Annotated in this window: 13 protein-coding genes; 3 read left to right on the forward strand and 10 right to left on the reverse strand. The window is 38.2% G+C overall.

Going from position 1 to position 18382, the window contains the following annotated elements; genetic code table 11:
* Position 1 precedes the first annotated feature (1 nt).
* The 3 genes from KRODI_RS09595 to kynU are packed head-to-tail and all read right to left on the reverse strand — an operon-like array spanning position 2 to position 3332.
* Positions 2 to 1402: an FAD-dependent oxidoreductase gene (locus KRODI_RS09595; RefSeq protein ID WP_013751408.1), complete on the reverse strand. Its 1401-nt coding sequence runs from the start codon at positions 1400 to 1402 to the stop codon at positions 2 to 4.
* Positions 1403 to 1452: 50 nt separating this feature from the next.
* Positions 1453 to 2070 (reverse strand): FMN-binding negative transcriptional regulator, encoded by a 618-nt coding sequence (locus tag KRODI_RS09600; RefSeq protein ID WP_013751409.1) that lies wholly within the window; start codon positions 2068 to 2070, stop codon positions 1453 to 1455.
* Complete coding sequence (kynU, locus tag KRODI_RS09605) at positions 2070 to 3332, reverse strand: kynureninase (RefSeq protein ID WP_013751410.1); 1263 nt, start codon at positions 3330 to 3332, stop codon at positions 2070 to 2072. Before kynU ends, KRODI_RS09600 begins: the two co-directional genes overlap by 1 nt.
* Positions 3333 to 3517: 185 nt before the next feature.
* Between kynU and KRODI_RS09610 the strand changes: the two genes are divergently transcribed.
* From KRODI_RS09610 to KRODI_RS09620, 3 genes are all read left to right on the forward strand, one after another.
* Positions 3518 to 4141, forward strand: coding sequence for an outer membrane beta-barrel protein (locus tag KRODI_RS09610; protein WP_013751411.1), 624 nt, complete (start codon positions 3518 to 3520; stop codon positions 4139 to 4141).
* 123 nt (positions 4142 to 4264) lie between these two features.
* Positions 4265 to 5422: an MFS transporter gene (locus KRODI_RS09615; RefSeq protein WP_013751412.1), complete on the forward strand. Its 1158-nt coding sequence runs from the start codon at positions 4265 to 4267 to the stop codon at positions 5420 to 5422.
* A gap of 90 nt (positions 5423 to 5512) precedes the next feature.
* A complete protein-coding gene (locus KRODI_RS09620; RefSeq protein WP_013751413.1) occupies positions 5513 to 6154 on the forward strand; it encodes a 7-carboxy-7-deazaguanine synthase QueE in 642 nt (213 codons plus the stop codon).
* A 137-nt stretch (positions 6155 to 6291) separates the two neighbouring features.
* Here KRODI_RS09620 and secDF read toward each other — a convergent pair whose 3' ends face one another.
* The 7 genes from secDF to KRODI_RS09655 form a co-directional block, all read right to left on the reverse strand.
* Positions 6292 to 9273, reverse strand: coding sequence for a protein translocase subunit SecDF (gene secDF / locus KRODI_RS09625; RefSeq protein ID WP_013751414.1), 2982 nt, complete (start codon positions 9271 to 9273; stop codon positions 6292 to 6294).
* A gap of 157 nt (positions 9274 to 9430) precedes the next feature.
* Positions 9431 to 10030 carry a hypothetical protein gene (locus tag KRODI_RS09630; protein ID WP_013751415.1) on the reverse strand — a complete coding sequence of 200 codons (600 nt, stop codon included), beginning with the start codon at positions 10028 to 10030 and terminating at the stop codon, positions 9431 to 9433.
* Between the two features lie 280 nt (positions 10031 to 10310).
* A complete protein-coding gene (gene mdh / locus KRODI_RS09635) occupies positions 10311 to 11237 on the reverse strand; it encodes a malate dehydrogenase (RefSeq protein ID WP_013751416.1) in 927 nt (308 codons plus the stop codon).
* A gap of 860 nt (positions 11238 to 12097) precedes the next feature.
* On the reverse strand, positions 12098 to 14041 hold the full coding sequence (gyrB, locus tag KRODI_RS09640) for a DNA topoisomerase (ATP-hydrolyzing) subunit B (protein WP_013751417.1): 1944 nt from the start codon (positions 14039 to 14041) through the stop codon (positions 12098 to 12100).
* Positions 14042 to 14233: 192 nt separating this feature from the next.
* Positions 14234 to 15370 (reverse strand): DinB family protein, encoded by a 1137-nt coding sequence (locus KRODI_RS09645; protein ID WP_013751418.1) that lies wholly within the window; start codon positions 15368 to 15370, stop codon positions 14234 to 14236.
* 80 nt (positions 15371 to 15450) lie between these two features.
* Complete coding sequence (locus tag KRODI_RS09650) at positions 15451 to 16797, reverse strand: hypothetical protein (protein WP_013751419.1); 1347 nt, start codon at positions 16795 to 16797, stop codon at positions 15451 to 15453.
* A 51-nt stretch (positions 16798 to 16848) separates the two neighbouring features.
* A complete protein-coding gene (locus tag KRODI_RS09655) occupies positions 16849 to 18201 on the reverse strand; it encodes a UDP-N-acetylmuramate--L-alanine ligase (protein WP_013751420.1) in 1353 nt (450 codons plus the stop codon).
* Positions 18202 to 18382 lie beyond the last annotated feature (181 nt).

The following is an 18382-nucleotide window of genomic DNA, read 5'->3' on the forward strand; positions in this document are numbered from 1 at the left end:
GTTATATGTTTCCGGCTATGGCATCGTCGTGCAAGATGTCTTGTGTAGCCTGTTGTACTTTTTTTAATTTCGCTTTAAGCGAAAGAGAATCAGGTAGCAATCCGTCATCCAGTAGGTTTAAAATAGCTTTGTTTTGTGCTCTACCGCGCGTCATTGCCTCTTTGTACCCTATCGCCTCGTTAAAAGTTACTAAACTATATTTTGAGTAATACTCTGTAGGGAATTCTTTCTCAAATTGTGTCTCGAGTTTTCTCTTCTCTTGAAACATAGGGTGAGCCGTGTGTTCTTTCATCTCGTGAAAGTTATCTACGGCAAGGTCTGCAATGGCATCTGTATCTGGTTTTCTAGTTTTTTCAAATTCTTTGAAAACCTTCTCCCATCCTTGATCTCCAAATGCATCTAGCGTCTCGTCAAAAACTACCACATCTTCAAAACTAGCATTCATCCCTTGTCCATAAAATGGAACAATGGCGTGTGCCGCATCTCCTAGAATACACGTTTTTCCAAAGGCGCTCCACGGGTGGCATTTTATAGTGCCTAGCGGCCCTACAGGATTTTCTTCATATTCTTTTAACAGTTCTGGCATCATAGGGATAGCGTCTGGAAACTGTCTTGTAAAGTATTCTGTAATTGCAGCTGGGCTATCTAGCGATGCAAAACTATCTGGTGCATCTTCATAATCTATAAATAGCGTTACAGTAAAACTCCCATCTAGGTTAGGCAAAGCAATAATCATATCACGACCACGTGGCCAGATGTGTAAGGCATTTTTTTCGGTGCGGTATCCGCCATTTTCGGCAGGAGGGAAGGTGAGTTCCTTATAGCCGTGACCTAAGTAATCTTGCGAGAAGCTGAATAAAAAGTCGCGACTCATATACATACTCTTACGCACTGCAGATCCTGCACCATCTGCACCTAGAATAATATCTGCAGTGATGGTTTGCTCTTCTTTTGTGTGATAATCTGTAAAGGTTGCCGTAGCATTTTTAAGATCTACGTTTGTACACGCCTGGTTAAAGTGAACCTGCAAGGTATCATACTCATCTGCCGCATTGAGTAGCATAATGTTGAGGTCTGTACGTGAGATAGAATTTATGTATTCATCTGTACGTCCAGAATACGGACTAAAAAGCGTGTTACTTTCTTTGTCGTGCAACATCCTTCCATTCATAGGGATACACAAATCTTTTACTCGATCTTCAAGGCCTACGAGGCGTATTCCTTTTAAACCTCTGTCTGATAAAGCGAGATTTATACTTCTACCAGCATCTTGATGTACGGCTCTTAGGTCTGGGCGCTTTTCCATCAAGGTGATTTTATAACCGCGCTGCGCCATACGTAACGCTAGAAGCGAACCGCAAAGGCCTGCGCCTATAATGAGTATGTGTTCTTGTTTTGCCATATTATATTGTGAGTACTAGCGTGATTTCTCCGTTAGTACTGTTTGAATTTTTATTTATTTCTCAAGCACTCCATTTCGTCTGCGACGGCTTTGTCGTTTGGAGTTCCATTTTCGCGTAAGCTAGATACTACAGCATCGTGATTTTTATCGTTTCTGTTTTGTGACATCTTTTTTACAGCTTCAATGCTCGTAATTTCAATATCAAATGCCACCACGCCGTTTATTTGTCGCAATGTCTTTTCAGAAAGCGCATCCATATCTATTGGATTTTTTTGTGGTGCTTCATACTTATCCATCAATGCTTTGATGGATTTATAAGTGCCTTCCTTATCTAGTAAACGCACATTACCTCTCACTTGTACGGCCGTATAGTTCCAAGTGGATACTTCTTCAAAGTCGTACCAACTAGCCGAAATATAACTGTGAGGTCCATTAAAAATACAGAGCGCCTCTGCGCCATTTTTGAGGTGAGCAACTTGCTCATTCATTTTTGAGATGTGTGCGTGTATGATTTCGGTGCCGTCTGGGCGTTTTGATAATTCAAGGGGAATGTGTGTCGCACACGATTTTCCATCAAGATTTGTGACAAGAATCCCAAAAGCATTTTCTTTTAAGAAACTACGTGTCTCCTCTGGATTTTCATTTTTATAAATCTCAGGGATATACATTACAGTATCTTTTTGAGTCGTTCTACCATTTCAAATACGTCTTGATAACTATTGTAAAGCGGTGCTGGAGCGACGCGTATTACATCTGGCTCACGCCAGTCTGAGATGACTCCTGCTTCGATTAGTTTTTTGTGTAAACTCTTGTCGGCATTTTTTACTTGAATACTTAGTTGGCACCCACGTTCAGACGGATTACTAGGTGTGATAATAGCGATGTGCTCATTGTTGAGTTCGTTTACTAAGAACTCCAGATAGCCAGTGAGTTTTTTAGATTTTGCACGTATGTTACTCATACCAGCTTCCTCAAAAATATCTAAGCTCGCTTTTACCGCTGCCATACTGAGGATAGGAGGATTTGATAATTGCCAGCCTTCGGCAGTTGGTATTGGGTCAAAGCCTTTGCGCATATTAAAACGTGTGTCTTTGTTTTGTCCCCACCAGCCCGTAAAGCGCTGTATGTTTTTATCTGTATGATGGCGCTCGTGTACAAAGCAACCACCCAGACTTCCTGGGCCGCTGTTGAGGTATTTATAAGTACACCACACGGCAAAATCTGCACCGCTCTCGTGTAAGTCTGGCATAATATTACCCACTCCGTGTGCAAGGTCAAAGCCTACTTTGCTGCCGTTGTTGTGACCTAAGTCAGTGATTTTTTTAATAGGGTAGCACTGTCCAGAATAATAGTTTGTGTTACCAATTAAAAGAAGCGCAACGCTGTCGCCGTGTTCTTTTACAAGTGCTTCTAGGTCTTCATAACGGCATAATTCTTCTCCTTCTCGAGGTTGCCAAAGTATAAGGCTCGTCTCTGGATCGTATCCACGCTGGCGTATCTGACTTTCTACCGCATACTTATCTGACGGGAAAGCATCACTTTCTATAATTATTTTATGACGTGATGGCGTAGGATTGTAAAACGAGACCATCATCAAGTGAAGGTTTGTCGTGAGGGTGTTCATTATCACTACCTCACCAGGTTTTGCACCTACGATGTGTGCCATAGGTTTTGCGAGTTCTTCGTGATAAGACATCCACGGAGTTTCTTCTTTAAAATGCCCTTCAACACCCAGATCTGCCCAGTCATTGAGTTCTTGCTCGATGTATTGTGCGACAGATTTTGGCTGGCACCCTAGGCTGTTTCCGCAGAGGTAAATAAGTTCGTTATCCTCCTTATCTACGGGTATGTAGAAGTGATTACGGTACTCTTTAAGGGGATCTTTTTCGTCTTGCGTTTTCGCGAAAGCGAGATTATTTTCATACACCATATATGCTGTTTTCTTGAAGAACTGTTGCTTGTCTAAAAATAATGATTTTAAGGGAGAAAATGCCTTTACGGGCTTATGAAGCAGCGTAAATGTTCAGCACATTTAAATTGTAATCTGTAACTGAGTTTTTCTTACGTTGAGAGCCGAGGTTATTTATATTTGTGGACCATTTAATAATAAACTTTATGAAAAAACTAGTTGTACTACTTTTACTAATTGCAGGTTGCTACACACAGGTTACTGCACAAGAAAAAGAAAAATTTAGATTTGATATACGCCTAGGTTATGCTGCGGGTAATGAATATGGAGATGGTGTGATGTTTAATCTAGAGCCTAAATGGTCAATAGATGAAAAGATAAATGTAGGTTTTAGAATAGGTGGTGCGGCACTTGCCGAGTTAACAAATCCTTCTAATGGCATCGATGCTTTTGAAACAGATATTGTCACAGTGTATGGTTCTTATTTAGGTACAATAGATTATTATTTTTACCATAAAGATGGGTCACCTTTTGCAGTATTTGGTGGTGCTGGAATAGGATATGTTTCTAGTGCAAACGTAATCGCAGATTTTGATGAATATGACGATGCAAATAATATTGAAACCGATAATGGTCTAGGTGGGATGTTGCGAGTAGGTTTTGACTACTTTAAGTTTAGACTTGCTGCAGAGTATAATTTTGCGCCAGAAGGTCAATTACGTGACCTTAATAATAATGAGTTTGGTACTGTTAAAAATGGATATTTTGGTATCTCTTTAGGATTTTATTTTGGTGGTGGAAAATGGAAAAATGTAACAGTTCAAGAGTAAATATTACTGACCTACTATAATAAAAAGGTCTCTCAATATGGGAGACCTTTTTATTATAAAACGTTTGCGTACAAATTCTTGCGCTATTGTGGTTTGAGTTATAAGATGATTTACTTTTGAGAGATGAACTCTCTGTTTCTCATACTATCTAGAAAAAGATACTTTGCACCCGCTTGGGTTTTTGCTTCACTCAATATTATGATAGGTACTTGGGTGCTTTACATCCCGAGAGTAAAAGAAAAGCTAGGGATAGATGATGGAGATTTGGGGGTAGCTTTATTTTGTATGGGATTAGGAAGTCTTGTGTCACTTACGATGGCTTCTCGCATTATAAAAAGTATGGGAGTAGGTAAGGCTACGGTGGTAGGTGTGATTATATTCTCACTACTATTTTTAATGCCCTTAATTGCTCCGTCGTATATTGTATTATGTGTTTCTTTATTTTGTGTGGGACTGTTTTCTTGCTTTACAGATATAGCAATGAATGCCCTAGTCTCAGATATAGAAACCGAAGACGAGGTGCATATTATGAGTTCGTCACACGGTTTCTTTTCTATAGGAGGAGCAATTGCCGCAGTGATAGGTTATTTTATAATAGACCTTGTTAAGGTGCCTGTTTATCACAGTATGGGAGCTGCAATTCTGGTCATTGTCACAAATTTGTGGCTTTGCAAAAGTTATATAGCTCATAGAACCCCTATAGATGACAGTCACGGGACACTTAATTTCAATTTACTCAAACCGCTGCTAGGTCTTACCATTATAGCTCTTATAATTATGGGCAGCGAAGGAGCCATTGAGCAGTGGAGTAAACTATATCTAGAAGATATTGTGCAAGTAACAACCGAAAAAACTGCAGGAATGGGGTTTTTACTGTTCTCATTGTTTATGGCGTTGGGAAGATTCTTTGGTGATGGAGTGAGCAAACGTTTTGGCTCCATTAAAATTATTATAGGCGGTGCACTTTTTGCGGTTGTAGGCTACCTAGCGGTACTCTCGGCTATTACATTTGTCACTCTTTTAGGATTTGCGATTATAGGTTTAGGTTTTTCTGTAATTATTCCTGAGTTGCTTAGACTGGCTGGTAAGGCAAAGGGAGTGAACAGTGCAGATGGCATTTCATTTGTTGCGGGAGCTGGTTTTGTAGGGTTTCTTGCGAGTCCGCCACTGGTGGGATTTTTAGCAGATTTTTCAAGCCTTAAACTGAGCTTTACAGTGCTAGGTGCTGGAGCATTTATAGCGATAATTATCGGGGTTGCGCTTTCGCGAAAGCGTAATTAATCACATTCTAATCACAACATATGTTAACAGTAATGAGACTGTCGTGATGGATGGTTTTAAATCTAGTTGTATTCTATATCTTTGCACGCTATGACAAAACAGGCCTTAGACTCTTTACAAGCACAAATAGACCTTGGGGAAATGCTTCCGCTTATGGAAGAATTTTATACTATACAAGGAGAAGGATTCCATAAAGGAACAGCAGCTTACTTTATACGAGTAGGTGGTTGTGATGTGGGGTGTCACTGGTGTGATGTGAAGGAAAGCTGGGATGCTGCGATACATCCTCCTACAAATGCAAATACCATAGCCGAAAATGCTGCAAAGTACTCAGATACAATTGTAGTGACAGGTGGGGAACCGCTTATGTGGGATATGAACCCGCTTACACATAAATTAAAGTCCCTAGGACTTACAACTCATATTGAGACTTCTGGTGCTTACGAGCTTTCTGGTGAGTGGGACTGGATCTGTCTTTCTCCTAAAAAACGTATGTTACCTAAAGCTTCTGTTTTAGAAAAAGCAAACGAACTGAAGGTGATTATTTTTAATAAGTCAGACTTTGACTTTGCAGAGAAGCACGCAGCACAAGTGGGCGAAGATTGTATTTTATACTTACAACCAGAATGGTCTGTGCGTGATAAGATGGTGCCGCTCATTGTAGATTATGTGATGAAAAACCCAAAGTGGAAAGTGAGCTTACAGACACATAAGTATTTGAATATTCCATAGACTGAATATTTTATAGAGTATATAGTAAGAGGCGTTTTATTATCCATCTTTTTAAGAGTTACGCTTTCGCGATAGCGCATAAAAAAATCCGCTACTTCTCAGTAGCGGATTTTCTATTTATTGAGTTTCTTAGAAGCTTATGCTTCTACTTCTTCCTCTTCTTTTTCTTCCTTTAATCCTTTCTTCTGTACTGTGTCAAACATTACAGGAGTTGCGATAAATAGTGAAGAATATGTACCTACGATTACACCTACAATAAGTGCAAACATTAATCCTCTAATAGATGGAGCTCCTAAGAAGAAGATCGCTAGAAGTACGATTAACGTAGTTACAGACGTATTAAGTGTACGACTCAATGTACTGTTAAGTGCTTGGTTAATTAATTTACCAAATCCTCTAGTAGAACCGTGCTCTTTAATATACTCACGTATACGGTCAAAAACTACCACGGTATCATTCAGAGAGTACCCAATTACGGTAAGAATAGCCGCAATAAAGTTTTGATCTACCTCCATATCAAATGGCATAATGTTTTTCAAGACTGCAAATACTCCTAGTACTAACAAAACATCATGGAAAACTGCAGCTACAGCTCCAAGAGAGAATTGCCATCTACGGAAACGTAATAAGATGTATAAGAATACCACGATTAGTGATCCGATAACTGCAAAAAGTGCACCTTTCTTAATATCATCTGCAATGGTAGGTCCTACCATGTAGTACTCCATTTTTCCTACCTGCTTATCATCTGTAGACTTTGCAAATGCTGCATACGTCATTCCAGTAGGTAAGTAAGGAGTAAGTGAAGTAAATAATTGTTGCTCAACCTGAGCGTCAATATCTGTACCTGTCTCATCGATACGGTACTTTGTCGTAATCTTTAATTGATTATCTGCTCCAAATGTTTTTACATCTGCACTTCCAAAATCTGCAACTAGTGCATCTTCTACTTCTTGTGCATTCATAGGTTGATCAAAACGAACTGTATACGTACGACCTCCTACAAAGTCAATACCAGTATCAAGACCACCAGTAAGTAAAGCAGCAAGTCCACCTACGATAAGTACACCAGAGATAGCATAAGCAATTTTACGTTTTCCTAAGAAATCGATACTGTTGTTTACAAAAAGACCTTTAGTCATAGATGTAGCAAACTCAAGTGATTTTCCATTCTTCCCGTATCCATCAATGAATAGACGAGTAATGAAAATTGCACAGAATAATGAAGTTGCAATACCTATCATAAGTGTAGTTGCAAATCCTTGTACTGGTCCTGTTCCAAATAAGAAAAGGATAAGTGCCGTTAAGAAGGTAGTGATGTTTGCATCAAGAATAGAAGAAAGTGCGTTGTTAAAACCATCTTTAATCGCATCTTTTTGAGACTTCCCTTTACGTAGCTCTTCTTTAATACGTTCAAAGATAAGTACGTTTGCATCCACAGACATACCTATAGTAAGTACGATACCTGCAATACCAGGAAGTGTAAGTACAGCTCCCAGACCGGCAAGTACTCCAAAGATGAAAAGGATGTTTACTACAAGAGCAATATCTGCAAATCCACCAGCTTTACCGTAGTAAAATACCATCCATACTAATACTAATGCTAGTGCGATAAGGAACGATAAAATTCCAGAATCAATCGCTTCTTTACCTAGTGATGGTCCAATTTCTTCTGCTTGAATAATCTTTGCAGATGCAGGAAGTCTACCAGCATTCAATACTGTTGCAAGATCTTGTGCCGCAGCTACTGTAAAGTTTCCAGAGATTTCTGTCGCACCACCTTTAATCTCTTGACGAGCTGATGCTGCAGAGTATACATTACCATCTAGTGCAATAGCAATAGCGTTTCCTTTTTGTGCAACTTCGCGAGTCATTTTTGCCCACTGATTTACACCTTGTCCTTCAAAATCAAGACCTACTGCTGGTTGTTGTGTTTGTGTAAATTGCTGGCGTGAGTCGTTGACAACGTCACCGTCCATGTATGGTGCTCCTTGTCTGTTAGATTCAAGTGCATAAAGTGCTACGATATCTGCTCCTTCTTCTGGTACACCCCATGCAAATTTTGCATAACGTAAAGATGCTGGACGCTGCTTTACAACAGACGGGTTTCTCAAGTACGAGTTAATAGTTGCTGTATCTTTTACAGCAGCAAATCCTACAGTTGGAATTGTGCTATTTTGAACCGCTTGTTGGTTAGGACTAAATATTTTGAAAAGTGGTCCAAAATCTTGTTCTGCCTCTTCCTCATCTGCATCTTTAAGTAAATCAGATACATTATCATCAAGGGTACTGTCTTGAGCTACTGCAGCTTCTTGCTTCTCCTCGTTGCTAGCAACAAGTCCGCGTAGTGTTTCATTTGCTCCTATTAAGTAGTTAAGTGCGTCTCCAGCATAGTGAGTTTGGTAGAACTCTAATTGTGCTGTCTTTTCAAGAAGACCTCTTACACGATCAATATCTTTAGCTCCTGGAAGCTCAACAAGAATACGCCCATTATCTCCTAGAGACTGGATGTTAGGTTGTGTTACTCCAAACTTATCAATACGATTACGTAACGTTTCAAAAGCAGAACCTATTGTTTCTTTGATTTCCGCTTCAAGAACACTAGCAACCTCTGTGTTGCTCATTCCTGTATCTACTTTTTCGTTAAGAATTACGTTTGCAAAGATATCTGGAGACGCTAGTTGTCCTCCTTGCGCTTCAAATGCAGATACGAAATCTTCGAAGTATGTGTTCTGGCTATCTTTTTGTGCCTCATCTGTAGCATCTAATGCAGCTATGAAAGCTGGATCTGTACTATTGTTAGAAAGACCACCTAAGATATCACGAATAGAGATCTGAAGGATTACGTTAATACCTCCTTTAAGATCCAGTCCTTTGTTAAGTTCTTTTTCCTTAGCATCATTATAAGTGATACCAGCAAAAATAGGATTTGCTCCTATACTATCTAAGTATGCGCGCTCCACCACATCCTGCATATCTGCATCTTCTGGTGCTTGAGAGATCGCGTAAGCCTTAGCTTCGTCTTCTGTTTTGTTTGTGAAATACGTAAATGATAGTTGGTATAAACATACCAGACCAAAAATTATCGCAAAAAATCTAATGAGTCCTTTGTTTTGCATTTTAGTGTGTTTGTATCAACATAATAAACAGCACATCAGTGTGTTATTATCACGTTGAAATTAATGTAAAGTGATTGTTATTATAATCTGTGGGATTGCTTTTGTGATAAAAGCAATTAGCTAGAGCAAGTCTTGCCTTAGCTAATGTTGTTATGCCTTAAGCAAAGGGGCCGGCCCTTGTCTCAGGTATGTTGTAGAATGAGTTAATGAAAGCAACATCACTTCTCTTGTGAGTATTGTAAGCAGTTTGTGTTTGAATGGTAGCTGCGCAATCACTTATTTTGTGGAGGCTAGCATATACTTTTACGGTAGAAGAACGTGTTGACTCAGATTTTGACTCAATAATAACCCCAGCAGCACCTTCCATGTCTGTGCTGTCTTGTATTTTATAAATATCTAACTCATAATGAGCGATCTCGTTTTCTTCTGGTATACTTGAGTTATCATTCTCAAGATTGTACTTGCTATGCGCTGAGGTAGGTGATAATTTGTTCTTAATCTCCGTAATATCAATAGTACTGTAGTATGATACTTTTAAAGATCCATTATCAAGTTGCTCTACTCTAATATTATCTACTTCAAGGGAGCTTAGCTTATTTTTTACTAATGTGATGGCATGTTCAGATTGAGAAAGGTTTGCCTCAGTATCAGAAAATGTAATAATTATTTCCTGATTAGGCGCAGTGCGTTGCTCCATGCTTATACTTACGATAGCAAGGGCAATTATAAAAGCACTTATGAACCACTTATTTCTCACACACTTAATTATAAAACATCATCTATTGCAGTTTTGCATCTAGATTTATGTTTTTATCAAACACGCAAATATAGGATTCTCAGTGGTAGTACCCAATAATTTTTGTGTCATTATAATGATATGTTAAGTTGCATGATAAACGTATAATGAGGAAGATTTGATGTGTGTATTTATGCTTTCGCGAAAGCGTAACTAAAAAAGAAAATGACTCCTTATTATATATAACAAAAAAGGCCACCTAAAAATAGGTAGCCTTTGATATGATAAACTTACTGACTTCTTAAGCGTCAAGTAAACTGTTTGTTGCTTTAACACCTTCAGCACTTTCTGCTAGATGCGCTTTTTCTGCATCACTAAGGTTGATTTCAACTATTTTTTCAATTCCGTTTCTTCCTAATACTACAGGTACTCCGATACAAAGATCAGAAAGGCCGTATTCTCCATCAAGGAGTACAGAACAAGGGAAAATTTTCTTTTGATCACAAGCAATTGCTTGTACAAGTCCAGATACTGCAGCTCCTGGTGCATACCAAGCAGAAGTTCCTAGAAGTTTAGTAAGCGTTGCTCCACCTACTTTAGTATCTTCTTTTACTTGTGTAAGTCTTTCTTCAGAAATAAATTCTGATACAGGTACACTGTTGCGAGTTGCAAGACGTGTAAGAGGTACCATTCCTTTATCTGAGTGTCCACCTATTACCATTCCATCTACATCTGAGATAGGAGCTTCAAGAGCTTCGGCAAGACGGTACTTAAAACGAGCGCTGTCTAGTGCTCCACCCATACCGATAATGCGGTTTTTAGGAAGTCCAGTTACTTTATGTGCTAGGTAAGTCATTGTATCCATAGGATTAGAAACAACGATAAGAATAACATTAGGTGATTCTTTTACAAGGCTAGCGGCAACTGTTTTTACAATACCTGCATTAATCCCGATAAGTTCTTCACGAGTCATTCCTGGCTTACGAGGAATTCCAGAAGTAATTACTGCGATATCACTACCAGCAGTTTTTGAATAATCACCAGTAGTACCTGTGATTTTTGTATCAAACCCGTTTAACGAAGCAGTTTGCATTAAGTCCATTGCTTTACCTTCGGCAAAACCTTCTTTAATATCTACTAAGACAACTTCACTTGCAAAATCTTTGATTGCAATGTATTCTGCACAACTGGCTCCTACGGCTCCAGCACCGACTACAGTAACTTTCATATGGATGTAATTTTAAGGATTTATAGTATAATTTTAATAGCTTTTTACGCTTTTGCGAAAATACAATAACTCTCTCGTTTATCGTACGCTCTGACGCTAAATGTATGTTAACCAACAAAAAAATCCCCGCTTCTCATTGAGAAACGGGGATGAACAAGCGGGGAAATTCACAATCCAAATGAATCAAATAATAATCGCTCGTTTTTCACTCTTAAACTATTTTAAATACCCAACTTATAATAGTGTAAGTGTGACAGTTGTTATGCTGCATTACAAAAATAAGGAGCTGGATTGTATTGAATAAATGATCACTAGCATTGCCTGATAATTTTAAGTTTCAAGCAATTCATCGAAGATAAGTGCTTGTTAACGGCTTTTAAATAGGATTTTATGTTATCCAAGTAATAGATTTGAGGACTATGCTGTTAGGTAGAGTTCGTTTATGATAAGACAAAAAAAATCCTTGCTATAAAATAGCAAGGATTTATAGGTTGCTAATCTCTATCCAATTAAACCCCTACATCTAATCTTAAGAAATTAGCAGAAATATGTTATAAATAATCTGAAAATATCCCTTTCGAGAGTAAATATAGACATAGCTTTTAATTCAATAGGAAACTCAAAAACGAATATAATGCGAATAGTAATATGTGCACTTTATCGATAATTAAGTGTTTTTTATCTATTTAATTGCTGAGTTTGAAAATCTTGAGTATTGTTGGGTACTAGGTTAGTTGGTTGTAAAAGCGAGTGTAATACGATGCACAGGTTTTTAGATTCAGAGGGGTATTAGTTACTTCAAAAAAAAATGGTCCTGAGAAATTATCTCAGGACCATTGTAATAAAATATAAGAGTTTTATTAAACGTCTATGTTTGCATAAATAGCGTTCTTTTCTATAAACTCACGGCGAGGTGGTACCTCGTCACCCATAAGCATAGAGAATATTCTATCTGCTTCTGTACCATTATCTATGGCAACTTGACGTAATGTGCGGAACTCAGGATTCATTGTTGTATCCCATAATTGCTCTGCATTCATCTCTCCAAGACCTTTATAACGTTGTATAGATACTCCTTGAGTACCCATAGAATCTGCAATGGCATCACGCTCTTTATCATTCCAAGCATATTGCTTTTTCTGACCTTTCTTTACTAGGTAAAGTGGAGGCGTGGCAATGTATACATAACCATTTTCTACAAGCTCCTTCATATAACGGAAGAAGAAAGTAAGTATCAGGGTAGAAATGTGACTACCATCTACATCGGCATCACACATGATGACTACTTTGTGATAACGTAGTTTTGATAAGTTAAGCGCTTTGCTATCTTCTTCTGTACCTATGGTTACTCCTAGTGCTGTAAAGATGTTTTTGATTTCTTCGTTTTCAAAAACTTTATGAGACATCGCCTTTTCAACGTTCAAGATTTTACCACGTAGTGGTAAGATAGCTTGAAACTCACGATCACGTCCCTGTTTTGCAGTTCCACCTGCAGAGTCTCCCTCGACAAGGAATACTTCGCAAAGTGTAGGATCTGTTTCAGAGCAGTCAGATAATTTCCCAGGGAGACCACCTATACTCATTACTGTCTTACGTTGTACCATCTCACGTGCTTTCTTTGCAGCGTGACGTGCTTGTGCAGCTAGAATTACTTTCTGAACGATGATTTTGGCATCATTCGGATTTTCTTCCATGTAGATCTCAATCATTTCGGCAACGGCCTGAGATACTGCAGAGGTAACCTCGCGGTTACCTAACTTCGTTTTAGTTTGCCCCTCAAATTGTGGCTCACTTACTTTTACAGAAATAATAGCAGTAAGTCCCTCACGGAAATCATCACCAGCAATATCAAACTTAAGTTTGTCTAGCATACCAGATGCATCTGCAAACTTTTTAAGCGATCCTGTAAGACCACGACGGAAACCAGCAAGGTGTGTTCCTCCTTCGTGTGTATTGATATTATTTACATAAGAGTGTAAGTTCTCTGCGTAGCTGTCATTATAAATCATGGCTACTTCTACAGGGATACCATTTTTCTCACCTTCCATTGAGATTACCTCGCCTATAATAGGAGTACGGTTACCGTCTAGAAAGCGTACAAATTCAGAAAGTCCTTCTTTACTATGGAAAGTCTCTGTTTCATGCTCTCCTTTCTCATTCTTAACTCGCTTATCAGTAAGCGTAATCGTAATTCCTTTATTAAGGTACGCTAGCTCACGTAGACGAGATGCTAGTGTGTCATAGCTATATTCTGTAGTTTGCTGGAAGATACTGTCATCAGGCAAGAATGTAACTTCTGTACCTGTAAAATCTGTATCACCTATAACTTTTACAGGATACATCGCTTTACCGCGCTCATATTCTTGCTCCCAGATTTTACCTTCCTTGTAGACGGTAGCTCTTAAGTGGTTAGATAATGCGTTTACACAAGATACCCCAACACCGTGAAGACCCCCAGAAACTTTATATGAATCTTTATCAAATTTTCCTCCGGCACCTATTTTGGTCATTACAACCTGAAGGGCAGAGACACCTTCTTTTTTATGAAGCCCTACTGGGATTCCACGACCGTTATCTCTAGTCGTGATAGAGTTATTTTCATTTATAGTTACGTCTATGGCGTCACAATAGCCACCCATAGCTTCATCAATAGAGTTATCTACAACCTCATATACTAAGTGGTGTAATCCTCTTACACCCACATCACCGATGTACATCGATGGACGCATACGTACGTGCTCCATTCCCTCAAGGGCCTGAATACTGTCTGCCGAGTACTCTTTCTTCTTAGCGTCGTCGCTCATATTTTAATAGTTAAATTGTCTAAAAACAAATATAAAGAAAGGGACTCCAGAATAGGCTCTAAAACCTCTCTAAACCCTTGAAGTTATTAACATATTGTGGAAAAAAGAGATGCCCTTTTTCGATGCGTATTTTAAGATGTTTTTTATGCTTTCGCGAAAGTGGAATAATGATCTTTAGATATCTATAAAGCTTTAATTTTTCATCTCAGATGGCGCGTTGATCTCTGCCTCTGGCGGAATGCGTTTTGCAAGAAATAAAACCTGACCTAAGTGACTTGACTGGTGTTCCATTACGTGAAACCAGGCGTAGTAATTATTCATCCCATAGCTAGGTACTTCTTCGAGAAGCCACTCGTCACTTGCAGACTTAAAAAGAGCTTTAGTGCGCTCTCGAACTTTTGTAAACTCCTCTAGATAATAGCTCACGGGCTTTCCTTTAAATTCCTCTTGAGCCTTTTTGCCTAAGTCTAAGGCTAGTCCCCACTTTTTAGCTTCTTCTTCATTAAAGCCTCTGTTTTCAAATGTTCTTACTTGGTAAAATGCCTCTGCTGCTGCTAGGTGCATTACGAGTGCACCTATGCGATTTGCATTCTCATCGTGTAGATGGTCTATCTCGTGCTGAGACATTCCTTTTACTCTATACTCAACTCGCTCTTTCAAATCATCTAGCATTGAGATTAAAACACCTAGCTGGGGAGCATAACCATCTTCAGACTTAATTTCGGCTGGGCCAAAGTCCATAGTTTCTGTACCTTCTCCTGTTATCATCAGGGAGTGTGCTCCGGAAAAAGCATCGCTAGATGATTCTAGTGTGTACTCTAGTACAGAACTGCTGTTTGTGCCGCCTATACCTTCTGCCCAAGAATCTATTTTCTCTCCTTTTGCTGTTTTTTCAAAGTCGGCATTTCCTAGTGGAAAATCTGTCATTATGCCGTTACTGTCTTCTATTTGTAAAGAGAAGTTGTCAAAATAGAATGTTCCATCAGATAGCATCAAACCACCTATAAGTAATCGTTCTGCATTTTTACCTATGGTCCCTTCTATGGTATATTCTTTCCACTCTGGAACTCTGATAGGTCTATCACCCATATTATCAAAAAAGCCGTTCTCATTATTCTTCATATCTACTCTGGCCCATAGTCCTGCCCAAGCTGTGGAGTCTGCAATTTCTGCCTTTACAGCTGCTTTAAGAATAAATTTGCGCTCCTTGTCCATACTCATATCTATAGATTGAGAAAAGGCCGTCCAGCTGTTTGATACTTGAGATTGCTGAGCTTTTGCAATAAATGCGCAGCAGAGTAATACGATAAGAGTTGGAATAAATTTCATTGAATTGACTTGTTTGAGTTCTTACTGGCTTTATTAGTAGCAAGATAGGGGTTTTGTTACAAAATGATATGTTTGAAAAATCAATGATTAATCAGTACATCTTTGTAAATCATAGGATATTTGGATTTTGCAGAAGCATCATCTCTTAGTTGAGGATGATTATTGTAATCAGTTCTCAACTTATAGATAGCTTTTTTGTAACCTATCATAAATTCTAAATATTCTTCTACTGAAATATCTTGGTTAATGTAAAATACAAACGCAGTATTACTTTGTGTGCCTTCATAGATATATGAGAATATCGAATCTTCGATGGATGTCTTAGTGTTTTTAAATGAAGCAATATTTAAAGTGTCTACGTTTTTATCTAGTATAAATTCTTCAAAAAATCGGGGTGGTGGTGGAGGGGGAGGATAGTCCTTTGAGTTAGACCATTTGTTATAAAGTTCTTTAGATAATACAATATGACGTTTGTAATAAGTTTCTAATAGTGTCTCAGAGTTTGTAATTGTAATTAATATATTATTTGCATTGATAAATAGAAGTTTGTCAAATAATGTGTCTAGTTTATTCCATTTGATAGTTTTATCAATATAGAAAACAGCATCATATCTATAATGAGATTGTTTAGACTCTAGGATAGACATCTGGACGTCGTGATAAGTCAAGAAACGATCCCATCCAAAAAAATTGATACTATCATTCTTCTCTGTGACTTTAAATCTAATTTGATTCTGATGTGAATCCATAAATATGTCTTCACTATACTCGATCTCAAGTTTAAATTCTGGAATATTTGCAAATGATCCAGTTATAGCTTGGAGATTGCCTTGCTTATCATAAGCATTTATGTTACTCAAAGCGATGATAAATTCTAGTAGACTCACTATAGCAAAGTGAATACTCATTTTTGCGATTGTATACCCTTTTAAAAATCTCCTTAGACTTTTTACTTGGTCAAAGAATAAAACTATGGGTAATAATGCCATTGCATAAGCAAACTCCTTAAATATTATGGAACTGTGGGATATTATGATGCTTCCTATTGTGAGGACTAAAATCTTAAAAATCCAGAATATTGCAGTTGGGGTAAGAGCACTTTGGTCATTTATAATTCTCCTTCCAGCTTTTCTTTTTTGACTATTTCTGTCAGTTCCAGAAAAAATAAAAGCTATGCTAATTGTGTTTCCTAGCGCGACAGAAATTGAAGAAAAGAATAGCGCAATATAATTCCGTGTATCTGTATCTAGAGTATTATCTGCGTTATATACAAATGCTAAGTGTACACCTCTCAGTAGTATAAAAAGATACTGCAAGAAGTAATAGAAGATAACAGCGGTTAAAATCCCTAAAACAATACCTAATAAGAATTTTCTTTTTGAGAATTCTTGTAGCGTTATTTTATGAAGAAATTTCTTTGAACCCAAATGTGTGTTGCTAGATTGTGTTCTAAGTTGGTAGTGATAAGCTTGTAATTGTTACACCAACCCCTTAACCTCATCAAAATCTAACCCACCATAATTGCCGCTACTCATAAGTAATACCGCTTTGTTTTTTAGCCCTTGGTCAAAGAGAAACTTTTTAAAGTCGGCTGGATCTGTGTAGATGATGAGATCATCGCGTTCAAAGGCAGTTGCTATTTGTTGCGCTGTGACAGATTCTAGTTTTTTGATTTCGACAGCGTGTGGAGAGTAGAATACCACAGCAATATCTGCGCTGTCCAAAGCACCTTTGTATTCGCTCAAAAATTCTGGATTAAGACTGCTGTAAGTGTGTAATTCTAGACACGCTATAAGCGTGCGGTCTGGATACTGCTCTTTTACAGCCGTAGTTGTAGCACTTACTTTTGATGGGCTATGTGCAAAATCTTTGTAGATGACAGTGTCATTAGTTTCTGCTATTTTTTCTAGGCGTTTGCTAGCTCCTGAGAATGTAGCGATGGCTTCATAAAAGTCTTCTTCTACCACACCCATGTGCTGGCAAATCCACTTGGCTCCTGCAAGGTTATTGAGGTTGTGTTTACCAAAAACTTCAATAGGCATCGGTCCATCTGGAGTTTCTAGTAAAGTCTCTCCATCTTCAATGCTGTATGTTGGAGTTTCGTATGGATATTTTTTAATGTGTGCAGTGGCATTTTCTACCACTTTCACGACATTTTCATCTTCTGTGTTGTAAATCATTGCACCACCATTGGTCATAGAATTTACAAAAATCTGAAACTGCTCCACATAGTTATCAAACGTAGGGAATACGTTAATATGATCCCATGCAATACCGCTTAGTAGCGCAATGTTGGGCTTATATAGATGAAATTTAGGTCTGCGGTCTATTGGGCTACTTAAGTATTCATCACCTTCTAGTACCATAAAATCTGCATCATCTGTCATGCGCACCATGGTATCAAAGCCTTCTAGTTGCGCGCCTACCATATAGTCTACTTCTTTATCCCAATAATGCATGACATGCAAGATCATAGAAGTAATAGTAGTTTTACCATGAGAACCCCCTATAACGACACGAGTTTTGTTTTTGGCACGTTCATATAAGTACTCGGGATATGAATATATGTTTAGTCCTAGCTCTTGTGCTTTTAAAAGCTCAGGGTTATCTTCCTTTGCATGCATTCCTAATATGACAGCGTCAAGATCTGCTGTTATTTTTTCTGGAAACCATCCAAATGCTTCAGGTAGCAATCCATACTTTTCAAGTCGGGATTTCGACGGGTCAAAGATAGTGTCATCACTACCTGTAACCGTTTCTCCTTTATGATGTAATGCGAGTGCTAGATTGTGCATTGCTGCACCACCTATAGCGATAAAATGGATATTCATATTAACGTTGTCTTTAAAGTAAAAATAAGATTATACTATCAAACTACCATAAGAGAAGTCAGGTAATTAGTCATGGGTGTTTTGAGTTTTTCACGCTTTCGCGAAAGCGTAACTGTAACCTTTGTAATCATTATTAATACTGTAGTTTTCGAGTGATTTTAAATGTTGATCTACATAATTT

The organism is Dokdonia sp. 4H-3-7-5, assembly GCF_000212355.1.
In the GTDB taxonomy this organism is placed as follows: Bacteria; Bacteroidota; Bacteroidia; order Flavobacteriales; family Flavobacteriaceae; genus Dokdonia.

Bases quoted from the DNA above. Each gene is read 5' to 3' on its own strand.
- KRODI_RS09645 (WP_013751418.1), bottom strand. From the start codon at position 15,370: ATGAAATTTATTCCAACTCTTATCGTATTACTCTGCTGCGCATTTATT.
- secDF (WP_013751414.1), bottom strand. From the start codon at position 9,273: ATGCAAAACAAAGGACTCATTAGATTTTTTGCGATAATTTTTGGTCTG.
- KRODI_RS09595 (WP_013751408.1), bottom strand. From the start codon at position 1,402: ATGGCAAAACAAGAACACATACTCATTATAGGCGCAGGCCTTTGCGGT.
- gyrB (WP_013751417.1), bottom strand. From the start codon at position 14,041: ATGAGCGACGACGCTAAGAAGAAAGAGTACTCGGCAGACAGTATTCAG.
- KRODI_RS09620 (WP_013751413.1), top strand. From the start codon at position 5,513: ATGACAAAACAGGCCTTAGACTCTTTACAAGCACAAATAGACCTTGGG.
- kynU (WP_013751410.1), bottom strand. From the start codon at position 3,332: ATGGTGTATGAAAATAATCTCGCTTTCGCGAAAACGCAAGACGAAAAA.
- KRODI_RS09600 (WP_013751409.1), bottom strand. From the start codon at position 2,070: ATGTATATCCCTGAGATTTATAAAAATGAAAATCCAGAGGAGACACGT.
- KRODI_RS09615 (WP_013751412.1), top strand. From the start codon at position 4,265: ATGAACTCTCTGTTTCTCATACTATCTAGAAAAAGATACTTTGCACCC.
- KRODI_RS09610 (WP_013751411.1), top strand. From the start codon at position 3,518: ATGAAAAAACTAGTTGTACTACTTTTACTAATTGCAGGTTGCTACACA.
- KRODI_RS09655 (WP_013751420.1), bottom strand. From the start codon at position 18,201: ATGAATATCCATTTTATCGCTATAGGTGGTGCAGCAATGCACAATCTA.
- mdh (WP_013751416.1), bottom strand. From the start codon at position 11,237: ATGAAAGTTACTGTAGTCGGTGCTGGAGCCGTAGGAGCCAGTTGTGCA.